Here is an 18,331-nt window from a genome sequence, read left to right on the forward strand (position 1 = left end):
CACGCGGAACCCTCGCATGAGCCAGCCCACCCTCGGCCACCTCTTCGGGGAAGCCGGCATCGATCGCGCCGATCGGGCGGTCGCCGGCCTGACAGCTGACAGCCGCAAGGTCGTCCCCGGCGGCGTGTTCGTCGCCGTGCCCGGCACCCAGGCCGACGGACGGCTTTTTGCCGCCCAAGCCGCCGAGGCCGGCGCCGTCGCGGTCGTCGGCGAGGGCGAGCGCCCGGCCGATCTGCCCGAGGCCACCGCCTGGATCGCCGTGGCGGATGCCCGCCGCGCCCTGGCGCTGGCCGCCGCCCGCCTGTCGGGCCGTCAGCCCGAGACCGTGGTCGCCGTCACCGGCACCAGCGGCAAGAGCTCAGTCGCCGACTTCGTGCGCCAGATCCTGTCCCGCATCGGCCGCGACGCCGCGAGCCTCGGCACGGTCGGCATCGTGACGAACCGCGGCGCGTCCTACGGCTCGCTGACAACGCCCGATCCGGTCACCCTGCACGAGACCCTGGCGCGGCTCGCCGAGGAAGGCATCACCGATCTCGCCATGGAGGCCTCCTCCCATGGCATCGAGCAGCGCCGCCTCGACGGCGTCGCCCTGACGGCCGCCGCCTTCACCAATCTCGGGCGCGACCATCTCGACTATCACCCGACCGTCGAGGACTATCTCGACGCCAAGCTTCGGCTGTTCACGACGCTTCTGCCCAAGGGCCGCCCGGCGGTGATCAACGCCGACGGCGCCTATGCCGAGCGTGTCGTCGGCACCGCCGATGCCGCCGGCCACGCCATCCGCACCACCGGCCGCAACGGCGATTTCATCCGCGTCCTCGACGCCCGCACCGAAGGTTTTTCGCAGGCCCTCACGCTCGCGCACGGACGCGACACCCACGAGGTGCGGCTGCCGCTGGTCGGCGGCTTCCAGGTGGAGAACGCGCTGGTCGCCGCCGGCCTCGCCCTCTCGACGCCGGCGGGTGAGAAGGACCCGGCGGCGGTGTTCGCCGCGCTCGACCATCTCACCGGCGTGCCGGGCCGCATGGAGCGGATCGGCGAGGCCAACGGCGGCCTGTGCCTCGTCGATTACGCCCACAAGCCCGAGGCGCTGGAGCACGTGCTCACCGCTTTGCGCCCCTTCGCGACGGGCCGGCTCGTCGTGGTGTTCGGCTGCGGCGGCGACCGCGACCGGGGCAAGCGCCCGATCATGGGCGACATCGCCCAACGGCTCGCCGACCGCGTGATCGTTACCGACGACAACCCCCGCACCGAGGAGCCCGCCAGCATTCGCGCCGCGATCCTGGCCGCCGCGCCGGGCGCCGAAGAGATCGGCGACCGGGGCGAGGCGATCCGCGAAGGCGTGCGAGGCTTGAAACCCGGCGACGTGCTGGTGGTGGCCGGCAAGGGTCATGAAACCGGCCAGATCGTCGGCACAAGCGTGCTCCCGTTCTCGGATCACGAGGTTTTACGCGCCGCGATCGTCGAGGTGAACGGATGAACGCCCCCCTCTGGACCCCGGCCGCCCTCGAAGCCGCCACCGGCGGCGCGCTGCACGGCGCGCCGCGCCCGATCGGCGGCGCCTCGATCGACACCCGCACGCTCCAGCCCGGCGACCTGTTCTTCGCCATCCGCGGCGAGGCCCGCGACGGCCACGACTTCGTGCGCGGCGCCCTCGACAAGGGCGCGGGCGCCGCGGTGGTCGCGCAATCACGCGCCGAAGAATTTTCGGCATTCGGACCGGTGCTGGCGGTGCCGGAGACCTCCGACGATCCCGTCCTCGACGCGATGCGCGCCATCGGCAAGGCCGCCCGCGCCCGCACTGGGGCCGCCATCGTCGCGGTCACCGGCTCGGTCGGCAAGACCGGCACCAAGGAGGCGCTGCGCCACGTGCTCGGCGCGCAGGGCGAGACCCACGCCTCGGTCGCCTCCTACAACAACCACTGGGGCGTGCCGCTCACGCTGGCCCGCATGCCGGAATCCGCCCGCTACGGCGTGTTCGAGATCGGCATGAACCACGCCGCCGAAATCCTGCCGCTCACCGCCCAGGTACGGCCCGACGTGGCGCTGATCACCACGGTCGAGCCCGTCCATATCGAGCACTTCCCCTCGCTCTCGGCCATCGCCGACGCCAAGGGCGAGATCTTCTCCGGGCTCGCGCCCGGCGGCGTCGCGGTGATCAACCGCGACAACCCGAACTTTGCGCGCCTGCTCGCCCACGCCCAGGCCTCGAAGGCGGGGCGGGTCATCACCTTCGGCGAGCACGAGAGCGCGGATGTTCGGGCGCAGCGCATCCTGACGCGGCCCGACATCTCGGTGGTCGACGCGACCGTGATGGGCCTGCCCGTCACCTACCAGCTCGGCACGCCGGGCCGGCATGTCGCCATGAACTCGCTCGGCGTCCTGGCCTGCATCCACGCGCTCGGCGCCGACCTCGCCCGCGCCGCCCTGTCCCTGGCAAGCCTCAAGCCCCCGGTCGGGCGCGGCGAGCGCACCGCGCTCAGGATCGCCGACGGCGACGCCTACCTCGTGGACGAGAGCTACAACGCCAACCCGGCCTCGATCCGCGCATCGCTGGCGACTCTTGCCGGCATCGACACCGGTTCCAAGGGCCGCCGCATCGCCGTGCTCGGCGACATGAAGGAGCTGGGCGAAGCGGGCGAGCGCCTGCACCGCGAACTGGCGGACGCCGTGCGGGCCAACGGCATCGACCTCGTCTTCACCGCCGGCCCGCTGATGCGCCACCTGTTCGAGGCGCTGCCGATGGAGAGCCGCGGCGTCGCCGCGCTCACCGCCGACGAGGTGACCGATGCCGTGGTCGCGGCCCTGCGCCCCGGCGACGCCGTGATGGTCAAGGGCTCGAACTCCATGCGCATGGTCCGGATTGTCGAAGCGGTCAAAGCCCGCTACGCGCTGCCCCCGGACCAGCGCGAAGCCTCGCTCCAGGCGGTTCGCTGAACGCCATCGACGGTCGGGCCTTCTTGGCGCCCGCCCAACCGTGAGTCCGGAGGCGCGCCCCGCGCGGCCGAACTCGAAACCGAACCTGGCCGCGCGCGGACGGAACCGATGCTCTATCTCCTGTCGGAACTGAGCGGCACGCTCACGCCCCTCAACGTGTTCCGCTACATCACCTTCCGCACCGGCGGCGCGCTGTTCACGGCGGGCTTCTTCGTGTTCTGGTTCGGGCCCTGGATCATCTCGCTCCTGCGCATCCGCCAGGGCAAGGGTCAGCCGATCCGCGAGGACGGGCCGGCGACCCACCTGACCAAGCGCGGCACGCCGACCATGGGCGGGCTGATGATTCTGGCCGGCGCCATCGTCTCGGTGCTGCTCTGGGCGAACCCACGCAACCACTATGTCTGGGTGACGCTGGCCGTGACGCTGGGCTTCGGCGCGATCGGCTTCTACGACGACTACCTCAAGGTCACGAAGCAGTCGCACAAGGGCTTTTCCGGCAAGTTCCGGCTCCTGCTCGAATTCGCCATCGCCGGCTCGGCCTGCCTCCTGATCTCGATCTACTCGCCGGCCTCGCTCCAGAATCAGCTCGCCTTCCCGGTCTTCAAGGACGCGCTGCTGAACCTCGGCTGGTTCTGGGTGCCGTTCGCCGCCTTCGTGATCGTGGGCGCGGGCAATGCGGTCAACATCACCGACGGTCTCGACGGCCTCGCCATCGTCCCCGTGATGATCGCCTGCGGCACCTTCGGCATCATCGCCTACCTCGTCGGCAACTCCTTCACCGCAGGCTACCTTCAGGTGAACTACGTCCGCGACACCGGCGAACTCGCGGTCGTCTGCGGCGCGGTGATCGGGGCGGGGCTCGGGTTCCTGTGGTTCAACGCGCCGCCCGCGCAGATCTTCATGGGCGATACCGGCTCGCTGGCGCTGGGCGGCCTGCTCGGCTCGATCGCGGTCGCGGCCAAGCACGAGATCGTGCTCGCCATCGTCGGCGGCCTGTTCGTGCTGGAGATCCTGTCGGTGATCATCCAGGTGCTGTCGTTCAAGCTCACCGGCAAACGCGTCTTCCGCATGGCGCCAATCCACCACCATTTCGAGCAGAAGGGCTGGAAGGAGCCGCAGGTCGTGATCCGCTTCTGGATCATCGCCGTGATCCTCGCGCTCGTGGGGCTCGCCACGCTCAAGCTGCGCTGAGCTGTGATAGGAGGCGCGTCGCGCCGTCGTGAAAGGCCGATCGCCATGACCCCCGCCACCACCTTCGCCGGCCGGAAGGTCGCCCTGTTCGGCCTCGGCGGCTCCGGGCTCGCCACGGTGCGCTCGCTGCTGGCGGGCGGGGCCGACGTGCTCGCCTGGGACGACAACGCCGCCAGCCGCGACCGCGCGCGCGATCAGGGCATCGCGGTCTCCGACCTGCGCGAGGCCGACTGGTCCGGGTTCGACGCCCTCGTCCTGGCCCCGGGCGTGCCGCTCACCCATCCCGAGCCGCACTGGACCGTGCCGCTGGCGAAAGCCGCCGGAATCGCCATCATCGGCGACATCGAGATCTTCTGCCGCGAGCGCGCGGCGCGCGCGCCCGGCGCGCCCTTCGTCGCCATCACCGGCACCAACGGCAAGTCGACCACGACCGCGCTCACCGCCCACGTCCTGCGCGAGACCGGCCGCGACGTGCAGATGGGCGGCAATATCGGCACCGCCATCCTCTCGCTGGAGCCGCCGGCGGAAGGCCGCGTCCACGTCATCGAACTCTCGACCTTCCAGATCGACCTGACGCCCTCGCTCGCGCCCTCCATCGGCGTGCTCCTCAACCTCACGCCGGACCATCTCGACCGTCACGGCACCATGGAGAACTACGCCGCGATCAAGGAGCGGGTTGTGTCGAGCGCCGGCCTTGCCGTCATCGGCGTGGACGATGCCTATTGCGCAGCCATCGCGGCCCGGCGCGGCGAGCCCCGCATGCGCATCCATGTCGAGGGCCACGGCGAGGAGGCCGGCGACCTGATCGTGCAGGGGCCCCGCATCCTCGATTCCGACGGCGCCAGCCTCGCCGATCTCAGCGGCATCGGCTCGCTGCGCGGCGCCCATAACGGCCAGAACGCGGCCGTGGCGGTGGCCGTCGCCCGCGCGCTGGGGATCGAGGGCGCGGCGCTGGCCACCGGCCTCAAGAGCTTCCCCGGCCTCGCCCACCGCATGGAGGGCCTGGGGCGCCGCGGCCGGGTGCTGTTCGTCAACGATTCCAAGGCCACCAACGCCGACTCGACCGAGAAGGCGCTGCTCGCCTTCCGCGACATCCACTGGATCGTCGGCGGCAAGGCCAAGGAGGGCGGGATCGAGCCGCTGAGCCCGCTCTTCGACCGCATCGCCCACGCCTACCTGATCGGCGCCTCGAGCGACGCCTTCGCCGCGACGCTGGAGGGGAGGGTGCCCTTCACCCGCTGCGGGACGCTGGAGGTCGCGACCGAAACGGCCGCGAAGGCGGCCGCCGCCTCGGAGGCGCCCGAACCGGTGGTGCTGCTGTCGCCGGCCTGCGCCTCCTACGACCAGTTTCCGAACTTCGAGGTCCGCGGCGACCGCTTTCGCGCGCTGGTGCAGGCGCTGCCCGAAGCAGCGACCTGAGTGTTCGAGGCTTCCCGGCATCGCGCAGCGGAGCCGAAGCGATCAGGACGCGACGTTTTCCGGATCACGCATGACGGCGTCGCCCGTCCTGTTTTCCTCGGCACGCCTCGTTCGAACCGTACAGAGCGCTGGATTGCTTCGGCTTCGCCTCGCCGTGACGACGGGGGTAGCCGAGGCGATCGGCCGGACATCGCGGCGCTGCCCGGACCTTCGCCAAAGCAAATCCGGCTTTCATCCCCCGAACTTCACCGAACAGTGCATTTTCTCCGCGGGTTGCGAGAGTACAGCATCAGCACATCTCAAACGGGATTAAGACCGTCCCTCAATAAAATCTTACGGAATAATGCATCCAACCTGAGCGTTGGCATAAGAGATCGGGCATATTCCGCCCTGATCGTTCCATGCCGCATCAGGACGAGGATGATGTCTTGAAACGATTCCGGCTGCCCGCCTGCCTGCTCGCCGCCACGATCCCCAGCCTCGCCGCCGCCCAGAGCGGCCCGGTCTTCTCCGCCAACCCGACGAAGCCCCGCTTCCTCCTGCACGAGGCGCTCGGCAGCCCGGCCAACCTGCGCATCAGCGGCTCGTTCCGGCCGCGCGCCGAGGGCATCGCGAACCAATTCCGGCCCGAGACCTTCGCCCGCAACGACATCCTCAACTCGTATCTCACCACGCTCTTCGTCGAGTACGAGACCGGGCCGCTGCGCATCGGCGGCGAGCTGTTCGACAGCCGCGGCTATTTCCAGCAGCGCAACTCCTCGGCCTTCACCACCGAGATCAACGCGCTCGAACCGGGCCAGGCCTACCTCGCCCTCGACCTTGCCGACGGCGCGGGCGAGGGCACCAAGAGCAGCCTTACGGTCGGCCGCTTCACCAAGAACATCGGCTCGCGCCGCCTCGTCTCGCGCCAGCAATTCCGCAACACCATCAACGCCTACACGGGCATCTCCTACGACTGGCAGAACGCCGCCAAGGACCGCCTCACCGTGCTGTGGACGATGCCGCACACCCGCCTGCCCGACGACGCGCAGGGCATCCGGAACAACGACATCGCCTTCGACCGCGAGAGCCTCGATCTGCAGCTCTTCGGCGCCTCCTACACCAAGGCGGGCGTGCTCGGCGGCACCTTCGAGATGTACGGCTACGGCCTGCTGGAGCGGGATTCCGGCACCGGCCTGCGCTCGGTCCAGACCCGCGACCGGCGCCTGTTCACCCCCGGCCTGCGGCTGGCCCGCGCGCCGAAGCTCGGCGCCTTCGATTACGATCTGGAGGCGATCTACCAGACGGGCAAAGCCCGCGAGACGGCGGCGGCCACCGACCGCACCGATCTCGACGTGTCGGCCTACTTCCTCCACGCGGAGGTCGGCTACACCTTCGACGCGCCGTGGCGGCCACGGGTCGCGCTGCAATACGACCATGCCAGCGGCGACGGGCGAAACCCCAACCGCTTCAACCGCTTCGATACGCTGTTCGGCGCCCGGCGGTTCGAATACGGCCCGACCGGCCTCTACGGCCCGGTGCAGCGCGCCAACCTGATCTCGCCGGCCCTACGCCTCGAAGTAACGCCGAGCCCGATCTGGGACGCCTTCGTGGCCTACCGCCCGCTCTTCCTCGAAACCCCCACCGACAGCTTCGGCGCGACGCTGGTCCGCGACCGCACCGGCCGCTCGGGCCGCTATGCCGGCCAGCAGATCGAAGGCCGCATCCGCTACTGGATCGTCCCCGACGCGATGATTCTCGACACCGGCGTCGCCTACCTCATCAAGGGCGACTTCTTGCGAAATGCCCCCAACGCGCCCGACACCGGCAACACCTTCTACGGCTACCTGAACACGACGCTGTTCTTCTGACGGGATCCCAAAGGACTACGTCCTTTGGCGGGGCACCGGGGCACAGCCCCGGTTTCCCTTCCAAACCAGGGCTCCGCCCTGGACCCGCGAAAGGACGTCGTCCTTTCGAAACCTGGGACTGGCCGAGGCGACTACTCGTCGTCCGCGGCGTCCTCGGTCTCGGCTACGCCGCGGAAGCCGGTGGCCAGGACGTAGAGTTCGCTCGAATCGGCGCGGCTCGCCGCCGGCTTCACGTGGCGGACCACGGCGAAGTCGCGCTTGAGGTCGGCGAGCAGGCTCCCCTCGGTGCCGCCCTGGAACACCTTGGCGAGGTAGGCGCCCCCCGGCGCCAGGATCTCGCGGGCGAAGGCCGCCGCGGTCTCGGCCAGCCCGATGATGCGCAGGTGGTCGGTCTTCTTGTGGCCGGTGGTGTTGGCCGCCATGTCGGACAGCACGAGGTCGGCGGGTCCGCCCAGCAACTCGATCAGGCGCTCGGGCGCGGTGGGGTCGAGGAAGTCGCCGGTGATGAAGGTCGCCCCCGCCATCGGCTCGATGTCGAGCAGGTCGATGCCGACGACCCGGCCGGTCTCGCCGACCGTCTTGACGGCGACCTGCGCCCAGCCCCCCGGCGCGGCGCCGAGATCGAGCACCTTCTGCCCCGGCTTCAACAGCTTGAAGCGCTCGTCGATCTCCACCAGCTTGAAGGCCGCGCGGGAGCGATAGCCCTCGCGCTTGGCGCGGGCCACGTAGGGGTCGTTGAGTTGGCGCTCCAGCCAACGCTTCTGCGACAGCGTGCGCCCGCGCCCGGTCTTCACCCGCTGCTTCAGGTCGCCGCGCAGACCGCCCGATCCGCCTCGCCGGTCGCTCATGATGTTGGTCCTCTCACGGGGCCGTGCCTAGCGGAACGCGACCGGAGCGGAAAGGACGCTCAGCGATACCGCCCCCGGCGCCACACGCCGTCCTCGCGCATCATGTTCATCAACAGCCCCTCGCGCAGGCCCCGATCCGCGATGCGCAGGCGCTCCGAGGGAAACACCCGCCGGATCGCCTCCAGGATGGCGCAGCCGGCGAGCACGAGGTCGGCGCGGTCGCGGCCGATGCAGGGGTTGTCGACCCGCTGATCGAGGCGGGTGTCGAGCAGGTCCTCGATGGCGTCGCTGACCTCGAAGTCGCTCATCCAGAGACCGTCGACCCGGCGCCGCTCGTAGCGGGCGAGCCGCAGATGCATGGCGGCGAGTGTCGTCACGGTGCCGGACGTGCCGAGCAGGTGGAAGTAGGGCGCGGTCGCCGCCGCCGCCGCGCGGATGGCGAAGGGTGAGATGAGGTCGCCGACCTCCTCGACCATGCCTTCGAAGGTCAGCCGCGTCACCTCGGTGCCGCCGTGGCGCTCGGCCAAAGTCACCACGCCGACGGGCAGCGAATCCCAGGCGCGGATGCGGAGCGTCGGGTCGGTCGAGGGGTTGGCGGCCGCACCGTCGAGCCACGCGATCTCGGTCGAGCCGCCGCCGATGTCGAAGATGACCACCGATTCGGCGCGCGGATCGGCGAGCGCGGCGCAGCCGGTGACGGCGAGATAGGCCTCGGTCTGGCGATCGACGATCTCGAGGTCGAGCCCGACCTCGGCGCGCACGCGGGCCACGAACTCGGCGCCGTTGACGGCGAGGCGGCAGGCTTCCGTGGCGATCACCTTCGAGCGGGTGACGCCGCGGGTCTTCATCTTGGCCTTGCAGATGCGCAACGCCTCGACGGTGCGCTCGATCGCGGCCTCGGTCAGGCGGTTGGAAGTGCCCAGCCCTTCGCCGAGGCGGACGATGCGCGAGAATGCGTCGATGACGCGGAAGCCGTTGGGCGTCGGCTCGGCGACGAGCAGGCGGCAATTGTTGGTGCCGAGATCGAGGGCGGCATAGGCGTCGCGACGCCCGTAGCGGGTCGGATAGGACTCGATCGGCCGGCCGCCCACGACCGTGCGGGCGCCGTCCCGCGGGTCTTGCGGGTCGGCGGCGGGGCGGGCCGACACGGCGGCGGCGCTCTCATCCCTCATGGACGCGGCCGAGCTTCCTGAACGCACGCGGACACGGCAGCAGGCCGCACCATCGTGGCCTCGAAGCTACAGGCGTTGCCCGGCAACTGCAAAGGCTCGATCGCGACGCCCGCAGAATTTGCGTGATCGTCAGGGCGCGCCGGTGATGGGATAGCGCCGCCCCTTCCATACCGCGACGCCGGCCCGCGTCGGGCGCAGCAGCGCGTTCCACTGGATCGCCAGCGCCGTGCAGATGGCCGCCGGATGCAGCGGCACGGTGGTGGCGGGCTCGCGCACCACCAGGGTGATCGCGGCGCGCGTGGCCAGCGAGAGCAGGGCGGCGCCTCCCGCGACCCAGGCCGCCGAGGCGTTACCGACGACGAGCGCCAGGAGCAGCACCAGCCACGGCAGGACGTGGCCGCCGAACAGGAGAACCGTCCAGACCGGCAGGGCGCGCGGCGTGGCCATGCCCTCGCGGGCGTTCTTCGAGAAACCGGCCCAGCTCTGCGGCCCGTCGCGGTACATCCGGCAGGTGGCCAGCGCGTGGCCGGCGACGAGGTCGGTGCGCAGGCCCTGGCCGCGGAACAGGCGCGGCAGGCGCACGCCGTCGTGCAGCGAGGTGCGGATCGTCGCGTGGCCGCCGGTGGCGCGGTAGGCTTGCGTCCGCATCAGGATCATCTGCCCGCAGGCCGCGCCCAGCGACGGATCGGGCAGGAGGCGCATCAGGGCCATCGGCAGATAGCCGATCAGCAGGAAGTTGATCATCGGCACGGTCAGGCGCTCGCCGAGGCTCTCCATGACCTGCCGCGGCACGCCGCTGACGAGATCGGCCTTCGCGCGCGCCGCATGCGCCGCGAGACCGGCGGCGGCGTTGGGCTTCAGCGTCACGTCGGCGTCGAGGAACAGGAGATGGTCGCCGCGCGCTTCGCGGGCGAGCACCGCGCAGGCGTGGTTCTTGCCGGTCCAGCCCTCGGGCAGGTCGGGCACGGCGACGAGGCGCAGGCGCGCATCCGTCTCGGCGATGCGGCGGACGAGGGCCGCGGTCTCGTCGGTGGAGTGGTCGTCGCCGACCAGCACCTCGATCGCGATGCCGGCGCTGGCAAGCGCCGCCCGCACCGTCCCCTCGATCACCCCCGCCTCGTTGCGGGCCGGGATCAGGATCGAGACGAGGCCGGGCGCCTCCGGCTCCGGCTCGGGGGTGCGCAGGAGCGAAAGGTTCACCGCCGCGAGGCAGGCCGGCAGGGCGGCGAGCGCGAGGGTCAGCAGAGCGAGCGCCAGGATCATCGGTCAGGCTCCTGTCGGGCGGCGCGGTGCCCGGATTCGAAGCGGCGCCCGGTCAGCATCGCCCCGAGCCGCCGCCAGCCGTCATAGATGCCGCCGACGCCGCGTTTCCCTGAGACCAGCGTCTCGAAGCGCGCCGGATCGCGGGCGATGACGTCGGCGGAGAGCCGGTCGAGGGTGTCGGTCAGGGCGGCCTCCATCCGGGCGAGGCGCTCCGGCCGGGGCAGGGCGAGGAGGTCGCCCGCCCGGATCGGCGTGCCGAAGGCGCAGAACGCTTCCGCGCCGCGCTCCTCCCAGAAGGCGTATTCGAGGGCGAGCGGCAGGACCAGGGCGTCCGGCGCGATCTCGGGCAGCCGGGCGATCCCACCCTTGAGGCCGAGCGGGCGGGTTCGCACGTCGGCGAAGCGCCCCTGCGCGGTGATCCACAGGGCGCGGCCCGGCCCCGACAGCACGGCGCGGGACGCGGTCATGAACTGCGCCGCGCCGCGGCGGCTCTCGGGATCGACCGGGAAGGCGCCGATACGCTTGAAGATGCCGTAGCGCTTGAGCATCGCCTCGTCGAAGGGGGCGTAGCAGGCGCGGTCCGGAAAGAGGCGATCACCGATGACGATGAGGATCGCGGCATCCCACCACGCCGGATGGTTGCAATAGACCACGAGCGGCGTGCCGGCCTCGACGGACGCCGGCACGCCCCAGCGGGCGAGCCGCAGGGCGTTCATATGGCGGCGCACGAACCGGTCGAGGTAGCCGGCCATGAAGCGCCAGACGAAGGCCGAGCGCTCGGGGAGTTCGAGTGGGATGGGCGGAACGCCTCGTCCGGTCACGCGCTGGCGCGCAGCTCCGGCTCGGCCCGGCCGCGGATGTCCCCATCGAGGGCATCGGCGGCGATCCAGCCCGACATCATCACCATCGGCATGCCGGGGCCGGGATGGGCCGCACCGCCCGCGAGGTAGAGGCCGCGCACCTCGCGCGAGCGGTTGCCCGGCTTGAACGCGCCCATCATCCGGCCGTGCGAGGCGAGCCCGTAGATTGCGCCGTTCAACACCTTGTAGCGGTCGTGAATGTCCTGCGGGGTGAGGTGGCGCTCGACGACGATGCGCTCCTCGATGTCCGGCATGCCGCCGGTGCGCTTCAGCTTCTCCAGGATGGTCCGCCGATAGGCCGGAAACATCTTGGACCAGTCGTGGTGCGGGCGCAGATACGGCGTGTGGACCAGAACGTAGAGCGCCTCGCCGCCTTCCGGCGCCACGCTCGGATCGGTGGAGGAGGGGGCCGCCAGATAGGCGGTCGGGTCCGGGGCGGGCTCGCCCTTGCGGTAGATGAAGTCGAACTCCTCCTCCGGGTCGCGGGAGAAGACGAAATCGTGGTGGGCGAGATGATCGTAGCGCTTGTTGAGGCCGAGATAGAGCACCACGCCGGAGCAGGCCGGCTCGAAGCTCTTCTTCTCGTAGGTCTTGCCGACCTCGCCGCCGACGAGTTCGCGGTAGGTGCGCACCGAATCCATGTTCGAGATCACGGCGTCGAACGGCGTGGTGCCGGAGGCCGTCTTCACGCCGCGGATCGCGCCGCCCTGAATGTCGAGCCCGGTCACCTCGTCGGAGGATTTCAGCGTCGCGCCGAGTTCGGTCGCGAGCTTCATCAGCCCCTCGGCCACCGCGCGGGTGCCGCCCATCGGATACCACACGCCTTCCGCCGTCTGCATATGGGCGATGGCGCAGAGGACGGCGGGTGCACCGTAGGGCGAGGAGCCGACATATTGCACGAAGTGGTCGAGCATCTGCGCGAGGCGGGCATCCTTCACCTTGCCGCGGATCGTGCTCGCGACGGTGGCGTGCATGCGCAAGGACAGCACGTCGCGCAGCGTGCCGGGGTTCATGTTGGCCCGGATGTCGATCGTGTCGAACAGGTCCTGCACCGCCTTCCAGAAGAAGAACCGCTCCGAGACGCCGTGCAGATGCTCCGAGACCGCGATGAACTTCTTGTAGCCGTCACCGATGCCCTGGCCCGGGGCGAAGCGGTCCATGGAGGCCGCCATGGCGTCCACGTCCTCGATCAGGTCGATGCGGGAATTGTCGTCGAAGAAGCAGCGCCATTGCGGGTCGAGGCGGCGCAGGTCCATGTAGTCGTGGACCGACTTGCCGGCCTCGGTGAACACGCGCTCCAGCACGCGGGGCACGGTGAGGATGGTCGGGCCCATGTCGAAGCGGAATCCGCCCTCGTGCAGCACCGCGGCCTTGCCGCCCATCCAGGCATTCTTGTCGTAGACGGTGACGCGGTGCCCGCGGGCCGCCGTCACGCAGGCGGCGGCCAGACCGCCGAGCCCGCTGCCCACCACCGCGACCGAGGAACCCTGGCTCATCGAAACTCATCCCCGCCGGGGCTGAGGCGCCGGCTTACACGGCAAAGCTAGATGCGGGATGCGGCGGGTCAACGTGCCACCCGGTCGCGCTGCCCTCGGAAAACCCCTCAACGTGTGGACAGCTGCGCCAGGAAATTACCGATCTCCCGGCGGCGCCGGCCCGGATCGAGCAGATCGGGTCCGAGACCGTGGCGCCACGCGAGGCGGCTGCGGGCCGGCGTATCCTCCTGGCCCAACGCCCGCACCTCGTCGGCGTAAGCCGCGACCGCGGCCTCGTCGGCGGCGAGCCCCGCCTCGACCACGGATTCGGCGCTGAGCGTCAGCATGGCGGCGAGTTCGTCGGGATCGACCTCGGGATGGTACTGCGTGCCCCAGAACAGACCGGCGTCGTAGCGGATCTCGATGGCCTGCACGTCGAGCACGGCGTTGGCGGCGAGCACGCGAGCGCCGGGCGGGGGCGCCAGCACCGAGTCGGTGTGGATGGCGGGCGCGTCCCAGGCCGGCCCGCGCCCCGCGAGCAGGGGATGATCGGCGCCCTCAGGCGTCGGCGCAAGGCGCCGGGCAAAGCCGTATTCGGGCCCGCGCGGGTTCGGGCCGACCGTGCCGCCCGCCACCGCGGCGGCGACCTGAATGCCCCAGCACGAACCGAAGATCGGCAGACCGGCGGCGAACGCCGCGCGCATTAGGTCGAGTTGGCGCTCGACGGCGGGCCCGCCCTCGGTCAGGCGCAGGGTCGAGCCGGTGACGATCAACCCGTCGGCCTCGTGCAGCCCGAGGCCCTCGGGCAGGCAAAAATCCGCGTCGGCGGGCGCGATCAACACGCACTCGGCGTGCGGGGCGAGATCGGTCACGACATCGGCGAAGGATTCGGCGGTCGTCCGGCCGAGCATGTCGCGCCGCGTGGCGCGGCCGTCGCGGTCGTTCCCGTCGGCAATCAGCAGGCGCGGCATCGCGTCCTCGGTGCGGTGAACCCGAGCGCGGCGAAGCCCGGACCGGGGCTGTGCCAGATTCTTCCGATCCGGTCGCGGGGGCGGGGGGCCGCGGGACGATCCGCCTCAGCGGGTCCGCCGCCCCACCAGCCCCAACGCCGCCGCGAGCCCGGCCCCCGCCAGCCCGGCGAGCACCGCCCAGGCCGGCCACGCGGCGGCGGCGCCTTCGCCGAGCGCGGTCTGGTAAGCCTCGATCGCCCAGGCGTTGGGGGTGAGCCAGCCGGCCTGTTGCAGCCAGGGGGGCATGAGGAAGCGCGGCACCATGCTGCCGCCCACCGCCGAGAGCAGCAGCACGCCGAAGGTGGCGGCGAGATGCGCCTGCTGGCGCGTCGAGGAGAGGGCGCAGGCCGCGAGCGCCAGCCCGGCCGCCATGGCGGAGACGAGCGCCGAGGTGACGAGCCAGCCGAGCCAGTGACCGGAGACATCGACGCCGTGGAGCAGGGCGGCCGCCGTGAAGATCAGCCCGGCCTGGACGATGCCCTGCAGCAGCAGGAACAGGAATTTGCCGAGCACGATCACCCGCAACCCGCCGGGCCCGGCGGCGAGGCGGTCGGCCAGCCCCCCCTCGCGCTCGTCCACCAGCGAGAGGGCGCCCTGCATCGCGGCGAACAGCAGGAACACGGCGGTGATGGCGCCGGCATAGTAGCTGATGCGCTCGTTGCCGCGCCCCGAGGCGGCCGAGCGCGTCTCGACGAGGTTGGCGAAGGAGAACGGCTCCTTCTTGGCGCGCTGCTCGGCAAACGCCTCGTCGAGGAAGGCGCGCTCGTCGGCGCCGATCTTTCCCGAACGCTCCACGTCGGCGACGATGCGCGAGAGCACCACGTCGGGCAGCGCGCCGTTGAGCGCGCGCTGGAGCTGTCCCAGCGCGATCGGGCTCGCCAGCGCACGGGCCGGGCTCTCGACCAGAATCACCGGCTGGTCGGCGGGCGCGTTTCCGCTCTGCGCCGCGAGCTCGCCCCGCAGGACGAGCGCGACATCGACCTCGCCCCGGCGGACGGCCGCGACCACGCCTTCGACATCGGCGGCGCGCAGGCGCTCGACCCGCAGGCTCGGCTCGGCCTCCAGGACTGCGGCGAGGCGCTGGGTGGTGGCGGTCCGGGCGAGGTCGGCGAGCCCCAGATGGATGCGGACACGGTCGCCCAGCGCCCCGGAGAAGATCGCGGCGAAGATCGAAAAGATCACGGTCGGTAGGACGAAGGCCATCGTCAGCGCCGCGCGGTCGCGCAGCAGCGAGAGCCACATCACCCGGAACGCCGCCGCGATCACGCCGCCGCCTCCAATGCCCCGAGGGCGTCGCGGTAGAGGGTTTCCAAGCCGGGGCGGCGCACGCGGATCTCGGCGGCGGGCACGCCCCGTCCGCGCAGACTCGCGAGAAGCGCCGCGCCGTCGAGGCCACCTGCGGCGCCGTGGTCGGCCCGCCAGAGCCGGGAATCGCCCGCTTCCGGAGCGAAGCCGGCTTCGCGCAGCGCGCTTTGCGCCGCCGGGCCGGGAGCCGCCTCCATCACCGCCTCATGCTCCGGGGGCGCGGCGGCGAGCGGGCGCATCAGCGCGGCGAGATCGCCCTCCAGCCGCAGGCGGCCCTCGCTGAGGATGGCGACGCGGTCGGCGAGGCGCTCGGCTTCCGTAAAATCGTGAGTGCTGACGATGACGCCCGCCCCCGCGGCGCGCAGCCCCGCCAGCACCGCGTGGATCGCGGCGCGGGCGTCGAGGTCGACCCCCTGCGTCGGCTCGTCGAGCAGGATCAGATCGGGGGCGGCCAGCAGGCTCGCCGCGATGTTGGCCCGGCGCTGATAGCCGCCCGACAGCGTGGCGACCGGGCGCCCGGCCACCGCTTCGAGGGCGCAGCGGGCGAGCACCGATTGGACCGCCTCGCGGCGGGCGGAGCGGGACAGCCCGGCGAGGCGGGCGAACACGTCGAGGTTCTCGGAGACGCTCAGGCGCGGGTAGAGCGCGATTTCCTGCGGCACGTAGCCGATATGCCCGCGTACTGCGCGATCCCCGTGCGGGTCGCCGCCGCGCACCCGAATGCCCCCGGAATCCGGCGCGAGCCGCCCGGCGAGCAGGCGGATCAGGGTGGACTTGCCGGCGCCGTTCGGCCCGAGCAGGGCCAGGGTCGTGCCGGCCTCCACGGTGAGGTCGAGGCCGCGCAGGGCCGGCCGGCCGCGGAAGGCGAGGGCGGCCCCCTCGACGCGCACGAGGGGCGGTGGGACGTTCACGGAGTGGATCAGCGCCGGGGCAGGGCGCGGGCGAGGCGCACCCGCAGGGCGCTGCCGGGCTCGGCGAGGGTGAAGGCGGCTTGCGAAAAATCCGGCCGGGCGCGGCGCCCGACGGCACCGGAGAAGCCGTAGGGCTCCAGCGGCAGGCCGAGCTGTGTCCGCCCGAGGCGTCCGTCACCGTCGAGGTCCTGGAACGCCGCCACCGCCCAGGTGCCGGCGGGCACGTCGCGGAACAGGAAGCGCTGGGCGCCGCCCTGCGCCGGGGCGTCCTGGCCCTGGCGGCAGCCGGCTTCCGTCAGGCTGCCCTGGCAGAGGGTGACGTAGACCGCGCCGGCACCCGGCTCGGCCCCCTCGACGATCACCTCCACGCTCGCGGCGGAGGCCGGACCGGCGAGCACCAGCCCGGCGATCAGGACGACGGCCGCACGCATCAATGCGGCTCGCCGGTGGCGAGCGGCGAGGTCGAGGGCAGCTCGGCCAGGATGGCGGGGGCCTTCTCGCGGGCCAGATCCTCGATCAGCAGGCGGGCGGAGATGCGCGCGCCCTCGTAGATCACCGGCAGGCCCGAGCCCGGATGCGTGCCGCCGCCGACGAGGTAGAGCCCCGGCCCGAAACGGTTGTGGGGGCGGAACCACAGCATCTGCAGCAGGTCGTGGGCGAGGTTGAAGGTCGCGCCTTCGTGCACCGCGAACTCATCCTGCCAGCCGCGGGGATCGATGACGCGCTCGTAGCGGATGCGGTCCTCGATGTCGTGCAGGCCGAGCAGCTTCAGCCGCTCCAGCACCAGCTTGCGATAGGCCGGGCCGACGCTCTCCCAATCGACATCGGATTTGAGGTTCGGCACCGGCACCAGCACGTAGAGGGCGGTGTGGCCGGGGGGCGCCATGCCGCCGTCGGTGAAGCCCGCATGCTGCACGTAGATCGAGGGCTGCATCGGCAGGATGCCGCCGGTGATCTCGTTGATGTTGCGCTCGTATTCCTTGGACAACAGGATCGTGTGATGCCCGAGGCTCTCGGGCATTTTCCCCTCGATGCCGAGATAGAGCATAAAGGTCGAGCAGGAGAGGCGGGCCTTGTCGATCTTGGCGTCGCGCCAGCGCGGGCGCCGCTCCTCCGGCACGAGGTCGCGGATGGTCTTGGCGAAGTCGCCGTTGATCATCACCGCGTCGGCCTTCAGCGTTTCGCCGCCGACGACCACGCCGCAGGCGCGCTTGCCCTCGAACAGCACCCGCTCGACGGATGTGTTGAGGCGGATGTCGACGCCCATGCGGCGGGCCAACCCCGCCATCGCCTCGGAGACCGCGCCGCAGCCGCCGACCGGGTGATACACCCCGTGCTCGTATTCGAGGAACGAGAGGATCGTGAACAGGCTCGGGCAGCGGAACGGGCTCATCCCGAGATATTTGGTCTGGAACGAGAAGGCGAGGCGCACGCGCGGGTCGGCGAAGTAGCGGCGCAGATCCTTGTCGACGCTACGGCCGGGATGGAGATGGGGGAGGGCGGCCAGCATGGCCGGGCTCGCCATCGACAGGAAGTTGTCGAACGGCTGCTCCAGCACCGGCTTGAAATAGTCGAGCTTGGTCCGGTTCTCGGCGAAGAACTTTTCCACGTTCTCGGCGTCGTCGGGCGCGAGGCGGGCGATCTCTTCCTTCAGCCGGGGCACGTCGCCGGTGGCGCGGATCTGGCCCGAGATGCCGTCCTCGCCCTCGAAGACGAGGTTGTATTGCGGATCGAGGCGTTCGAGCTTGACGTGGTCCTCCAGCCGCTCGCCGCAGGACTCGAAGATGTCGGCCAGGATCTGCGGGTAGAGGAAGAAGGTCGGGCCGATGTCGAAGCGGTAGCCGCCCGGCGCCTCGACGGTCTTGGTGCGCCCGCCGACGACGGAATCGCGCTCGATCACCGTGACGTGCAGCCCCGCCTTGGCCAGCAGCAGCGCGGAGGCGAGCCCGCCGGGGCCGGCCCCGACGACGACGACGCGGCGCCCGGTGAGCGCCCGCAAACCTTCCCGCGACTGAAGCAACGCCCCGAGGCTCCCATTCTGGTCCGTGTGCCGGCCAATCTTGGCCTTAACCGCGCGCCCGGCAAGAGGT

The 18,331-nt window shown here is 71.2% G+C and carries 15 protein-coding genes; 5 read left to right on the plus strand and 10 right to left on the minus strand.

Features of this window, described 5'->3' with window-relative positions:
• Positions 1–16: 16 nt before the first annotated feature.
• The 5 genes from BM140_RS10925 to BM140_RS10945 all read left to right on the plus strand — a co-directional run bounded on the left by BM140_RS10925 (position 17) and on the right by BM140_RS10945 (position 7,397).
• Entirely contained in the window at positions 17–1,480 is a 1,464-nt protein-coding gene (locus tag BM140_RS10925) for a UDP-N-acetylmuramoyl-L-alanyl-D-glutamate--2,6-diaminopimelate ligase (protein ID WP_091945493.1), read from the plus strand.
• A complete protein-coding gene (locus BM140_RS10930) occupies positions 1,477–2,937 on the plus strand; it encodes a UDP-N-acetylmuramoylalanyl-D-glutamyl-2,6-diaminopimelate--D-alanyl-D-alanine ligase (protein WP_091945496.1) in 1,461 nt (486 codons plus the stop codon). Before BM140_RS10925 ends, BM140_RS10930 begins: the two co-directional genes overlap by 4 nt.
• A gap of 108 nt (positions 2,938–3,045) precedes the next feature.
• On the plus strand, positions 3,046–4,128 hold the full coding sequence (gene mraY, locus BM140_RS10935) for a phospho-N-acetylmuramoyl-pentapeptide-transferase (protein ID WP_091945500.1): 1,083 nt from the start codon (positions 3,046–3,048) through the stop codon (positions 4,126–4,128).
• Positions 4,129–4,173: 45 nt separating this feature from the next.
• Complete coding sequence (gene murD / locus BM140_RS10940; RefSeq protein WP_091945503.1) at positions 4,174–5,547, plus strand: UDP-N-acetylmuramoyl-L-alanine--D-glutamate ligase; 1,374 nt, start codon at positions 4,174–4,176, stop codon at positions 5,545–5,547.
• Between the two features lie 401 nt (positions 5,548–5,948).
• Entirely contained in the window at positions 5,949–7,397 is a 1,449-nt protein-coding gene (locus tag BM140_RS10945) for an alginate export family protein (RefSeq protein ID WP_091945506.1), read from the plus strand.
• Between the two features lie 131 nt (positions 7,398–7,528).
• Here the strand turns inward: BM140_RS10945 and BM140_RS10950 are convergent, their stop codons facing one another.
• The 10 genes from BM140_RS10950 to crtI all read right to left on the minus strand — a co-directional run bounded on the left by BM140_RS10950 (position 7,529) and on the right by crtI (position 18,261).
• Complete coding sequence (locus tag BM140_RS10950; protein WP_091945509.1) at positions 7,529–8,245, minus strand: RlmE family RNA methyltransferase; 717 nt, start codon at positions 8,243–8,245, stop codon at positions 7,529–7,531.
• A 59-nt stretch (positions 8,246–8,304) separates the two neighbouring features.
• The gene (locus tag BM140_RS10955) at positions 8,305–9,417 is read right to left on the minus strand and encodes a Ppx/GppA phosphatase family protein (RefSeq protein ID WP_091945512.1); all 1,113 of its coding nucleotides are present in this window, start codon (positions 9,415–9,417) and stop codon (positions 8,305–8,307) included.
• 129 nt (positions 9,418–9,546) lie between these two features.
• On the minus strand, positions 9,547–10,680 hold the full coding sequence (locus BM140_RS10960; protein WP_091945515.1) for a glycosyltransferase family 2 protein: 1,134 nt from the start codon (positions 10,678–10,680) through the stop codon (positions 9,547–9,549).
• Complete coding sequence (locus tag BM140_RS10965) at positions 10,677–11,432, minus strand: lysophospholipid acyltransferase family protein (RefSeq protein WP_165616438.1); 756 nt, start codon at positions 11,430–11,432, stop codon at positions 10,677–10,679. Before BM140_RS10965 ends, BM140_RS10960 begins: the two co-directional genes overlap by 4 nt.
• A 65-nt stretch (positions 11,433–11,497) precedes the next feature.
• The gene (locus BM140_RS10970) at positions 11,498–13,036 is read right to left on the minus strand and encodes a phytoene desaturase family protein (RefSeq protein WP_091945521.1); all 1,539 of its coding nucleotides are present in this window, start codon (positions 13,034–13,036) and stop codon (positions 11,498–11,500) included.
• Between the two features lie 107 nt (positions 13,037–13,143).
• Positions 13,144–13,986 (minus strand): type 1 glutamine amidotransferase, encoded by an 843-nt coding sequence (locus BM140_RS10975; RefSeq protein WP_091945525.1) that lies wholly within the window; start codon positions 13,984–13,986, stop codon positions 13,144–13,146.
• Positions 13,987–14,091: 105 nt separating this feature from the next.
• The gene (locus BM140_RS10980; RefSeq protein WP_091945528.1) at positions 14,092–15,291 is read right to left on the minus strand and encodes an ABC transporter permease; all 1,200 of its coding nucleotides are present in this window, start codon (positions 15,289–15,291) and stop codon (positions 14,092–14,094) included.
• The gene (locus tag BM140_RS10985) at positions 15,288–16,241 is read right to left on the minus strand and encodes an ABC transporter ATP-binding protein (RefSeq protein WP_091945530.1); all 954 of its coding nucleotides are present in this window, start codon (positions 16,239–16,241) and stop codon (positions 15,288–15,290) included. Before BM140_RS10985 ends, BM140_RS10980 begins: the two co-directional genes overlap by 4 nt.
• An 8-nt stretch (positions 16,242–16,249) precedes the next feature.
• Positions 16,250–16,672 carry a DUF2141 domain-containing protein gene (locus BM140_RS10990; protein ID WP_091945534.1) on the minus strand — a complete coding sequence of 141 codons (423 nt, stop codon included), beginning with the start codon at positions 16,670–16,672 and terminating at the stop codon, positions 16,250–16,252.
• Positions 16,672–18,261 (minus strand): phytoene desaturase family protein, encoded by a 1,590-nt coding sequence (crtI, locus tag BM140_RS10995; RefSeq protein WP_091945537.1) that lies wholly within the window; start codon positions 18,259–18,261, stop codon positions 16,672–16,674. The genes BM140_RS10990 and crtI overlap by 1 nt, the downstream gene beginning before the upstream one ends.
• Between the last annotated feature and the right edge of the window lie 70 nt (positions 18,262–18,331).

Source organism: Methylorubrum salsuginis, assembly GCF_900114375.1.
In the GTDB taxonomy this organism is placed as follows: Bacteria; Pseudomonadota; Alphaproteobacteria; order Rhizobiales; family Beijerinckiaceae; genus Methylobacterium; species Methylobacterium salsuginis.

Coding starts and splice junctions, on each gene's coding strand:
- BM140_RS10950 (WP_091945509.1), bottom strand. CDS start 8,245: ATGAGCGACCGGCGAGGCGGATCGGGCGGTCTGCGCGGCGACCTGAAG.
- BM140_RS10970 (WP_091945521.1), bottom strand. CDS start 13,036: ATGAGCCAGGGTTCCTCGGTCGCGGTGGTGGGCAGCGGGCTCGGCGGT.
- BM140_RS10975 (WP_091945525.1), bottom strand. CDS start 13,986: ATGCCGCGCCTGCTGATTGCCGACGGGAACGACCGCGACGGCCGCGCC.
- BM140_RS10930 (WP_091945496.1), top strand. CDS start 1,477: ATGAACGCCCCCCTCTGGACCCCGGCCGCCCTCGAAGCCGCCACCGGC.
- BM140_RS10945 (WP_091945506.1), top strand. CDS start 5,949: ATGCCGCATCAGGACGAGGATGATGTCTTGAAACGATTCCGGCTGCCC.
- BM140_RS10960 (WP_091945515.1), bottom strand. CDS start 10,680: ATGATCCTGGCGCTCGCTCTGCTGACCCTCGCGCTCGCCGCCCTGCCG.
- BM140_RS10990 (WP_091945534.1), bottom strand. CDS start 16,672: ATGCGTGCGGCCGTCGTCCTGATCGCCGGGCTGGTGCTCGCCGGTCCG.
- BM140_RS10965 (WP_165616438.1), bottom strand. CDS start 11,432: ATGGCCGGCTACCTCGACCGGTTCGTGCGCCGCCATATGAACGCCCTG.
- mraY (WP_091945500.1), top strand. CDS start 3,046: ATGCTCTATCTCCTGTCGGAACTGAGCGGCACGCTCACGCCCCTCAAC.
- BM140_RS10955 (WP_091945512.1), bottom strand. CDS start 9,417: ATGAGGGATGAGAGCGCCGCCGCCGTGTCGGCCCGCCCCGCCGCCGAC.
- murD (WP_091945503.1), top strand. CDS start 4,174: ATGACCCCCGCCACCACCTTCGCCGGCCGGAAGGTCGCCCTGTTCGGC.
- BM140_RS10925 (WP_091945493.1), top strand. CDS start 17: ATGAGCCAGCCCACCCTCGGCCACCTCTTCGGGGAAGCCGGCATCGAT.